This is a genomic window from Methylotuvimicrobium sp., assembly GCF_050611805.1.
Lineage (GTDB): Bacteria > Pseudomonadota > Gammaproteobacteria > Methylococcales > Methylomonadaceae > Methylotuvimicrobium.
This window is the reverse complement of record NZ_JBNGHF010000046.1, coordinates 25,019-34,520: the sequence shown is the minus strand read 5'-3', so window position 1 is coordinate 34,520 and position 9,502 is coordinate 25,019. Positions and strand designations below refer to the sequence as shown.

Genomic DNA, 9,502 nt, shown 5'->3' with positions numbered 1-9,502 from the left:
TAACCGCTAACCGCTAACCGCTAACCGCTAACCGCTAACCGCTAACCGCTAACCCTAAACGCCTCATGCCTTTAAATCAAACGCCCCCCCTAATCGCCCATATCATCTTCAGCCTCGGTGTCGGCGGATTGGAGAATGGTTTGGTGAATTTGATTAATCGCATGCCGGCCGATCGCTACCGGCATGCGATTATTTGCCTGAAAAACAGCACTGATTTTAAAAATCGCTTGCAGCGGAAAGACATCGAAATTTACGAATTGAACAAACGGGAAGGGCAGGACTGGCAGTCATTTGTGAAAATGTATCGTTTGCTCAAACAAATCAAGCCGGCGATCGTACATACGCGCAATCTCGCCGCGATCGAATATCAGGTTCCGGCGTTGTTGGCCGGCGTCAAACATAGAGTGCATGGCGAGCACGGCTGGGATGTGTTCGACCCGGACGGCAGCAACAAAAAATATCGATTATTGCGGCGCATGCTGGGACTGATCATCGATCGCTTCATTCCGCTTTCCGATCATCTCGACAATTATCTGCGCGAAAAAGTCGGCATTTCCGACTCGAGAATCCGGCGCATCTGTAATGGTGTCGATACCGAGCGATTTCAGCCCGCACGCCCAAAAGTCGTTGTCGGCGATTGTCCGTGGCCCGATGCTGAAAAAAGGTTGATCATCGGTACGGTAGGCCGCATGCACGGCGTCAAGGACCAAATGACGTTGGCGCGGGCTTTTGTCGAATTGCTGAAGCGACATCCCGAATCTAAAAATGCGGTCGGATTGGTCATGATCGGCGACGGGCCGTTGCGTGAGGAAGTTAAGCAATTGCTGGATGAAAACGATTTGCTCGATCAAGCCTGGCTGCCGGGCGAACGAAGCGACGTTGCCGAACTGATGCGCGGTTTCGATATTTTCGTCTTGCCGTCCCAGGCCGAAGGCATTTCGAATACGATACTCGAAGCGATGGCGAGCGGCTTGCCGGTGATTGCAACGCGTGTCGGCGGTAATCCCGAACTGGTCGAGCACGCTAAAACCGGTTTTTTGGTCGAAAAACAAAATCCGTCCGAGTTAGCGGGTAGGCTAAGCGACTATATCGGCGATCCGAAGCTGTGCATCGAGCACGGCAACAAAGGTCGCGAACGGGCCTTGCAAGCTTTTTCTATCGATGCGATGGTTAAAAATTATCTGAGCGTGTACGATTCATTACAGTAACAAGCTAGGCTGTCGAAAAATGCCGCATTTAGCTAATTGCGTGTACCCGCTTTTTAAACTCAAAATTTTTTTGATAAGGCGCCCGATGTGCACCCAGCGGCGTTCAAGCTATACTCATCGTAGATCAAAATTCGGCACCGGGGGCCCGTCAAAGGACGCCGTGAATACATCCATGTAGGCTCTATGCCAGCATCCATGCTGGCAAAGCCTTTGCCGAGCACCCCGGCGCCTCCTTAGGCACTGCCGAAATTTGAAGTGCGAAAGGTATATCTTGGAATTTGTGTAATTATTCACATCCCGCTATCATTCCCACGCTCCAGCGTGGGAATGCAGCCCGAGACGCTCTAGCGTATCGTACCGCTGGAGCGGTACTCAAGCATTCCCACGCAGAGCATGGGAACGATAATTGCCTGGGGACTGAATCGTTACGAATTTGTTGATGATCATAGGCTATAAAGTCCTAGTTGTTTTCTCAAAATCCATAAAGCAGTCATTCTATCCAATTTGGAAATCGGTAAATTTCGACACCCTAGTAACACGCTCAATTCAAAAATTTTTATTTTCCAGGAAAAACCATGTGTGGAATCGTCGGTATATTTGATCTAAAGGAAAAACGCGAAATCGACCGCGAGTTGCTCGGTCGCATGAATGAGGTGCAATTTCATCGGGGACCCGATGAAGGTGGCTTGCATACCGAACCCGGCTTGGGATTCGGTCATCGGCGTTTGTCGATCATCGATCTGTCGAGCGGACAGCAGCCGATGCATAGTCAAGACGGCAATGTCGTATTGACTTACAACGGTGAAGTCTATAATTTTCCCGAATTGCGCAAAGAACTCGAAGCCTTGGGCTATACCTTCAAGACGCATTGCGATACCGAAGTGATTCTGATCGGTTGGCAGGCGTGGGGCGAGTCTTGTGTCGACCGTTTACGCGGCATGTTCGCATTCGCGATTTGGGATAGGGCGAAAGAAACTTTGTTTCTAGCGCGCGACCGCTTAGGCATAAAGCCTTTGTATTACGCCGAATTGCCGAACGGACAGTTTATATTCGGTTCGGAACTGAAAGCGCTGAAAGTCCACCCGCAATTACCGAGAGAGCTCGATGCTACGGCGGTCGAAGATTATTTCGGCTTCGGCTATATCCCCGATCCGAAAACGATCTACAAAAACGTTCACAAACTCGAGCCTGGCTTCAAACTGACGATCCGTCGGGGTCAACAAGAATACCGGCCCGTGCAATATTGGAATGTCGAATTCGACGTTAATCAAGTCAAGAGCGAACAAGAAACCACAGAAGAATTGATCGAACGTTTTCGCGAAGCAGTCGACATTAGAATGGTCGCCGATGTGCCGCTCGGCGCGTTTTTGTCGGGTGGCGTCGATTCGAGCGGTGTCGTCGCGATGATGGCCGGTCTTTCCGAACAACCGGTCAATACCTGCTCAATCTCGTTCGGCGATCCGGCCTTCAATGAATCGAAATATGCGCAGTTGGTTGCCGAACGCTACCATACGGCTCACCGCGTCGAACAAGTCGATCCTGACGATTTTCATTTGATCGATCGTCTGGCCGGACTTTACGACGAACCCTATGCCGACAGTTCCGCGCTACCGACCTATCGCGTTTGCGAATTGGCGAAGAAGCAAGTGACCGTAGTGCTATCGGGCGACGGCGGCGACGAAAATCTGGCCGGTTACCGGCGTTACCGTTGGCATACTTACGAAGACCGTATGCGGCACATTCTGCCCGATGGATTGCGCAAACCGCTGTTCGGTTTTTTAGGGAGAACCTATCCTAAAGCCGATTGGGCGCCAAAAATCTTCAGGGCCAAGTCGACGTTCGAATCGATCGCGCGCGATTCGCTCGAAGGTTATTTTCACAGCGTCTCGGTCAATTCGAACGAAATTCGTAATGCATTGTTTAGTCAACGTTTAAAACAAGAATTGCAAGGTTACCAAGCCGTTGAGGTGTTCAGGCAACACGCAAAAAATGCCGCTAGCTATGATGCTCAGTCGCTAGTACAATATCTCGACATCAAAACGTACCTGCCGGGCGATATCTTGACAAAAGTCGACCGCGCCAGCATGGCTCATGCGCTCGAAGTGCGCGTGCCTCTACTCGATCACAAGCTGGTCGAATGGTTTGCGACCCTGCCGCCGGATTTAAAGCTAAATGTCCGCGAAGGTAAATATATTTTCAAAAAATCTTTAGAAAATTATTTGCCGGACGATATTTTGTATCGGTCGAAAATGGGTTTTGCGGTACCTTTGGCAAGTTGGTTTAGAGGTCCGTTGAAAGACCGCGTGCAAGAATCGCTGCTCGGCGAGACGATGATCCAGAGCGGCTATTTTGATCAGGCGTTCGTCAAAAAGATCGTCGATCAGCACCAAAGCGGAATCCGGGATTACAGCACATCGATTTGGTCTTTATTAATGTTTGAGGCGTTTTTGAGGAATAATTGATTAAATTTAGTTCCTTGCCCAAGTAGCTAAATAATCTGAAATGGCTGTTGATCGATCTTGTCCCAAAGTACAATAGACAGAATTTTAGCGTTTTGTTAGAGTTCGACAAATATTAAATTTAACCAGGCGGTGTTAGTGATGACGATAGAATCAGAAAAATCGAAGCCAGTTGTCTCCGATCATCAAAAAGTGGATCAATCGAAACGGTCGTTGACCAAGGTGGGCTTTACGGTACCGGTCATAATGACATTGGCTGGACGTCCGGTTACGGGTTTTGGCGCAAATTGTTTGTCGCAAGAAATGTCGGGTAATGCTTCGTATACCGGCGCTGGAAGTTGTGAGTTGGGCAGTAGTCCTGAATATTGGAAATCTCCTGATTCGTCAGCGGCTGGAAGCTTAATTACACAAGAATCACAAAGTTCTGCCACAGTAAATGCAACTTGGCCGGGGGGGAGTGGCGGTAGTACTACTAACAAACAGGTTACGATTAAGAAAACGATCAAAAGTACTTCCACGCCTTATCTTTGGACAGGTATCAATATTCATTATGGCGATTTAATCAAGATCGACACGATTATTGAAATAATACGAAACAATGATGCATTGAGCGAAGGGACAATTGTAACGATCGTCAGTATCAGCACTAATTTCAGCGATAATCCGCTTACCGAGGGTCAAACACTATCCGTCGGTACAACAACAACTAATGGCAATGGTGGTGCTAACACTGAAGCCAATGATTGTGCCAATTTTTCGAATGGTGTTTCATTTAGTGCGGTCTTTGGCGGCGGTATTGACGAACCTATGCGCAAGCTTTTGTGTGAATCTACCGATAGTATCGAATCTCATGCGATTGCGGCATATCTGAACGCATTGCAGAATCCAAATTATATTCTCAAGCCAAATCAAGTCATTGCCCTTTATAATGGCGTAATCAATGTGCCTCCCAACTATACAAATCTGGAGCATTTTCTCAGTGCAACGTGGCCGTAGCGTCAAGTTGTTTGTAAGAAGACCTCTAATTCCACAAAGCAAATCTTATAACGCGTGCAGAGATTTCCAGAGCCCCATAGCCACCAGGATCGAGTTTTTCGACTTCGAAGCGATGTTTCGCTGATTTTTAGGCAATGGGATGATGAAGCTGTTATTTTTGATATTAATTCTGGAAATACTCTGCTTATAGATGAAACAGCCGCCTATGTTCTGGGTGAAATTGAAAAAGCTCCCAAGTCAGGGCAGCAACTGGAATGTATCGTCTCCGACTCGGGCGGTGTTCTCGATCATGATGTAAGCGACTATTTGGATAGATTGATCTCGGAATTACAAAGGTTAGGCTTGTTGGAATACGAAGCCATTTATAAATAACGTGACATCAATTATTAATGCCATCGTGCCGGGCTCTACTAAACACGCAAGATTTAGAATCGGCTCGTTCAATATCTCTCTTTCTTCATCTATTCCCGAAGTACTTCAACACATTCAATCTCTTTATAGCAATTATGAAATATTGGCCGATAGTGATTTTATCGATTTTCATGTTCAATTAGCTTCGCCGTCCATCTCTAGGCGTTTCTTTCGACGCCAAGTGGTTTTCTCGCTTGACGGATATATCCCATTCAAACCCTTACCGTACGCGCAAGCTCCCGCAATGTTCGAATGGGGAATGAATTGGTGTATTGCAAGCCATTCCAATTACAATCTAATCATTCATGCCGCAGTTGTCGAATTGAAAGATCGTGCCTTTATTTTTCCTGGTACGCCAGGAAGTGGAAAAAGCACATTATGCGCGGCTTTGGTTTGCCGGGGATGGCGACTTCTTTCCGATGAGATGGCGCTGATCTCTATAAATGATGGTTTAATTTCCCCAGTACCTAGACCAATCAGCCTTAAAAACCAATCGATTCCACTGATACAAGCATTTTCGAATCAAGCAGTGATTGGTCGGATCGTTGCGGATACCGCAAAAGGGACCGTTGGGCATATGAAGCCGCCTGAGAGTAGTGTGAAATTAGCTGAAAAACAGGCCAAACCAAGCTTTTTAATTTTCCCCAAATACAAACAAGCATCGGAGACTAAGTTGATGCCCTTGAGCAAGGGCAAGGCAATGGTGCGCGCGGCTAGCGACTGTTTCAACTATAATGTTTTGGGTGCTCAAGGCTTCAACTGCTTGGGAGACTTCATCGATCAATGCGAATGTTATGAGTTTGAATATAGCAGCTTAGATGAAGCGGTAAGTCTATTTACAGATATGGCGAATTGATTCAGATGGCTATTAAGGGATTATACAAAATAACTTCCCAAAACAGTAAGCTTTGTGATGGTTCGGTGATTCACTTGACAGGGCGCTGTGAATACATCCGTCTAGGCTTGACGACCGCTATTCCTGCTGTTGACCGTATCAATCGAGCCATCAAATCCTCTTTCCGACATTTGAAGAAGTTATACGTTTCGCACTTCAACTTTTTGCAGTACCCGAGGAGGTGCGGCAAAAGCTTTGCCAGCATAGAGCCTACATGGACGTATTCACGGTGCCCTTTGACGGGTACCCCTGTGCCGAATTATGATCTACGAAGAGTATAACATTTCATGCTCGTTTTTAAGCCGCTGTTAAGCTTGGTACTTGTCTTGCCGGAACAAGTCTTGGGACTAGATTTACCACAATGGGACTTACTCATTAGGCAGGCTCGAAAAGCCAATGTTTTAGCAACCTTTAATATATTAATAGAGCAGGCTAATCTTTATGATTCCGTGCCTGAACAACCACGCAGGCACTTGATTTCGGCTCGAGTTCATGCCGAGCGCTTTAAGATTTCCTTAGACAGGGAGATCGAATGCATCATCAAAGCTCTCGGGGATATAAAAATACCCGTCGTGTTTTTAAAGGGGGCGGCTTACCAACTGGCTAATGATCGAGCAGATCATGGCAGGGTGTTTTCGGATATCGATATACTAGTACCTGAAGATCGCTTGCCGGAAGTCGAACGGGCTTTGATCAAAGGTGGCTGGATGACAACGACGCTAGATGCCTACGATCAAAAATATTACCGGCAATGGATGCACGAAATTCCGCCGATGCGGCATCTAAAGCGCCAAACTACGCTTGATGTTCACCATAATATCTTGCCAAAAACCTGTCGATATTCTCCCGATTCAGCTAAGTTATTATCGAATTGCGTGAAGGTGGCCGATAGAAATTGCTGGGTGTTGGCTACGGAAGACAGGGTGTTACACAGTGCTTCCCATTTGTTTCATGAGGGCGAACTGGATCACGGTTTCAGGGATTTATGTGATTTGGATTCGTTAATCAAACAGCACTCGGGAAAAAGCGGTTTTTGGGATAAATTGCTGCTCAGAGCCGATGAGCTTAATCAACACATTCCTCTTTATTACGCTTTACGCTACACCCAAGCTATTTTGGATACCCCGATTCCGGAAAGCGTATTACATGAATCTGAAGGGTTTTTGAAAGGGCGCTTTCATCGGTACTTCATGGACTTTTTATATTTGAGAGCATTGATGCCGAATCATGCCAGCTGCAACGACCGGTGGACCGGATTAGCGCGCTGGTTGCTGTATATCCGTTCGCATTGGTTAAGGATGCCGCTGTATCTATTGATCCCTCATTTATTTAGAAAAAGCTGGCTGCGTTTGAGAGGCAAGGAATAACACTGATCCTGAAGCTTAAATTTCATCAACGCTGGAAATTTCGATTATTCTAGAAAAAGCATTTAACCGTGAAGATCATGAAGAATAGGAAGTTAATTTCTTGTCATTCGGTTGCGCAGAACTTTTCCTCACCCGAAAGGTCAACGATAATTTTTACTGTGAAAATTCATGGAGCCAGTCTTATTATCTAATTTTTCGATATACAAAACTTTGCTGCGGCAATGCCGGTTCCGAGAAGGGTGCGGTGCTCGACCGGCAGGGAAAGCCGCCGTCGAGCCTACATGGACGTATTTACGGCGTCCTGTCGGGAGAGTGACCGCACCCTTCACCACTCACCCGCACTTTCATTTTCCGGGGCGATTGCCAGGCATTCATGAACGTTAGGTTATTTCTTGAAATTCTTTATGAATTTCATGTCCTTCATGGATAAACTACCGAATTTAGGATTATCGTGATCACATAAACTCAACCGCAAAACCCTTTTGAGGTATGACTCTTACGACTTTGACGTCTAAAACCGGAGCATCGTCGATTTCCAAGGTTTGGATTTGTATTTCGTCGCCGATTTGCGGTAATGTCTCGTTGAGGCAATTGATAAACACGCCACCGGCCGAAAAATCCTGCATTTGTAATCGCTCGGTTTTGCCTGAAGCGGGAATAATGACCAGCACGGGAGCTCGATGGATTAATCGTGGATGAATTCTCTTATCGTTAGATGTAGACAAGGTTTTACTTCCTAGCAGAATATGGATGAGTTTTGGAAATCATAGTCAAAAGGCCGAAAGATTGCTAGGAAAAGGTATTTTCTACTTAAATATCCTTAACTAATGTATTGATTTTGCTGGATTCAACTAGCTTTTCGGATTCCTCGATCAGCTTTAAGCTATCTGCGATACCTTGAATATCCGGCAGTTTATGCTGGCCATATTCCTCTAGCGTTTTGATGACTCGGGCTACATCAAGCCGATGACTGTCGACTGCTGGGAGAAATACCGTCTCTTCGTCTTCCTCTCGGTTTAGCTCGATAATGATACCGCCATTTTTCAACTTCTTTAGAACAGTTCTAACAACTGAAACCGGAAGCCTGAGCCGTTTACTGATTTCGCCTTCTGTCAAAGGCGGTGCTTCTTCGGTAAATGCATGAATCATCAATTGCATCATTTTTAATGCTGAGGCCTTTTGTATGATTAGGCTTGGTTCGCTGTATTTTTTATCTTCCTTGAACTCGGTGAAATTTTGTAAATAAAAAGCAATTTCGCAACCAAATAGTACAATCATCCAGCCGATCTGTAACGACAGAATAAATAGCGGCAAGGCCGCAAAACTGCCGTATATCGCATTGTATTCCGAGACGCCGATTTGCAAGGTGAGATAGGCCCATTGAAAAGTCTGATAGGCAATAGCGGTCAAAATACCAGCTATTAATCCAGGTTTTAGCTTGACTTTATGATTCGGAATATAGATGTATATGAACGATAATAACGCCGACATGATAACCAGGGGAGACAATCCTAATAGTTGCAATACCAGATTGGCGCCGAAATCGGGTAAATGCATGATCTCTAATAACCAGCCGACATGCGTTTTCAAAAAAACCGTAATGCTACTGGAAATTATCAGTAGTATCGGTGCGAGAAACATCAAGGACAGGTAGTCGCTGAGCTTACGATTCAACGACCGGTCGCTATCGATTTGCCAGATGGCATTGAACGATGCTTCAATGAATCCGATAACCTTGATGACCGTCCAGAACAAAAAAATCACCCCGATTCCCGCCACAACGCCGCCCTTGGCATTCTCCAGCATGTTCTCGGCAAAACCGATCAATTGCACGATCATCGTATCGTGTTCCGGGACTTGCTCTAACAATTTTTCTTTCAAAATTCTTTCAAAACCGAAGCCTTTGGCGACGCCGAACAGCATTGCAAAAACCGGAACAATCGATAGCAACGTATAAAGAGCTAAAGCCGTGGAACGAAGTATACAAAGGTCGCGGATGAAACCTTTTGCTGATAGCAATAAGATTTTCAAGGAGTGCAATCCGAATGCTTCATAGTGATTCAATGAATGCTCTTGAATTCTCCAGACGTCTTCGTTGATAAATTTTATGATGTTCAAGGGATTAGGGGGTGATAATTATGATATGAGTTAAAATTAAAAGAGCAA

Annotated in this window: 8 protein-coding genes; 6 read left to right on the top strand and 2 right to left on the bottom strand. The window is 45.9% G+C overall.

Features of this window, described 5'->3' with window-relative positions; genetic code table 11:
- Window positions 1–65 precede the first annotated feature (65 nt).
- The 6 genes from ACRJJO_RS17635 (at window position 66) to ACRJJO_RS17610 (ending at window position 7,336) form a co-directional block, all read left to right on the top strand.
- The gene (locus ACRJJO_RS17635; protein WP_431066946.1) at window positions 66–1,208 is read left to right on the top strand and encodes a TIGR03088 family PEP-CTERM/XrtA system glycosyltransferase; all 1,143 of its coding nucleotides are present in this window, start codon (window positions 66–68) and stop codon (window positions 1,206–1,208) included.
- A 575-nt stretch (window positions 1,209–1,783) separates the two neighbouring features.
- The gene (locus ACRJJO_RS17630) at window positions 1,784–3,670 is read left to right on the top strand and encodes an XrtA/PEP-CTERM system amidotransferase (RefSeq protein WP_431066945.1); all 1,887 of its coding nucleotides are present in this window, start codon (window positions 1,784–1,786) and stop codon (window positions 3,668–3,670) included.
- 135 nt (window positions 3,671–3,805) lie between these two features.
- On the top strand, window positions 3,806–4,663 hold the full coding sequence (locus ACRJJO_RS17625; RefSeq protein WP_431066944.1) for a hypothetical protein: 858 nt from the start codon (window positions 3,806–3,808) through the stop codon (window positions 4,661–4,663).
- A gap of 54 nt (window positions 4,664–4,717) precedes the next feature.
- A complete protein-coding gene (locus tag ACRJJO_RS17620; RefSeq protein WP_431066943.1) occupies window positions 4,718–5,035 on the top strand; it encodes an HPr-rel-A system PqqD family peptide chaperone in 318 nt (105 codons plus the stop codon).
- A 1-nt stretch (window position 5,036) separates the two neighbouring features.
- Window positions 5,037–5,930 carry an HprK-related kinase A gene (locus tag ACRJJO_RS17615; protein ID WP_431066942.1) on the top strand — a complete coding sequence of 298 codons (894 nt, stop codon included), beginning with the start codon at window positions 5,037–5,039 and terminating at the stop codon, window positions 5,928–5,930.
- Window positions 5,931–6,256: 326 nt separating this feature from the next.
- Window positions 6,257–7,336 (top strand): nucleotidyltransferase domain-containing protein, encoded by a 1,080-nt coding sequence (locus ACRJJO_RS17610; protein WP_431066941.1) that lies wholly within the window; start codon window positions 6,257–6,259, stop codon window positions 7,334–7,336.
- A 455-nt stretch (window positions 7,337–7,791) separates the two neighbouring features.
- On the opposite strand, the gene ACRJJO_RS17605 is transcribed toward ACRJJO_RS17610, so the two are convergent.
- On the bottom strand, window positions 7,792–8,061 hold the full coding sequence (locus tag ACRJJO_RS17605) for a PilZ domain-containing protein (protein ID WP_431066940.1): 270 nt from the start codon (window positions 8,059–8,061) through the stop codon (window positions 7,792–7,794).
- Window positions 8,062–8,146: 85 nt separating this feature from the next.
- Window positions 8,147–9,454 carry a YhjD/YihY/BrkB family envelope integrity protein gene (locus ACRJJO_RS17600; RefSeq protein WP_431066939.1) on the bottom strand — a complete coding sequence of 436 codons (1,308 nt, stop codon included), beginning with the start codon at window positions 9,452–9,454 and terminating at the stop codon, window positions 8,147–8,149.
- Window positions 9,455–9,502 lie beyond the last annotated feature (48 nt).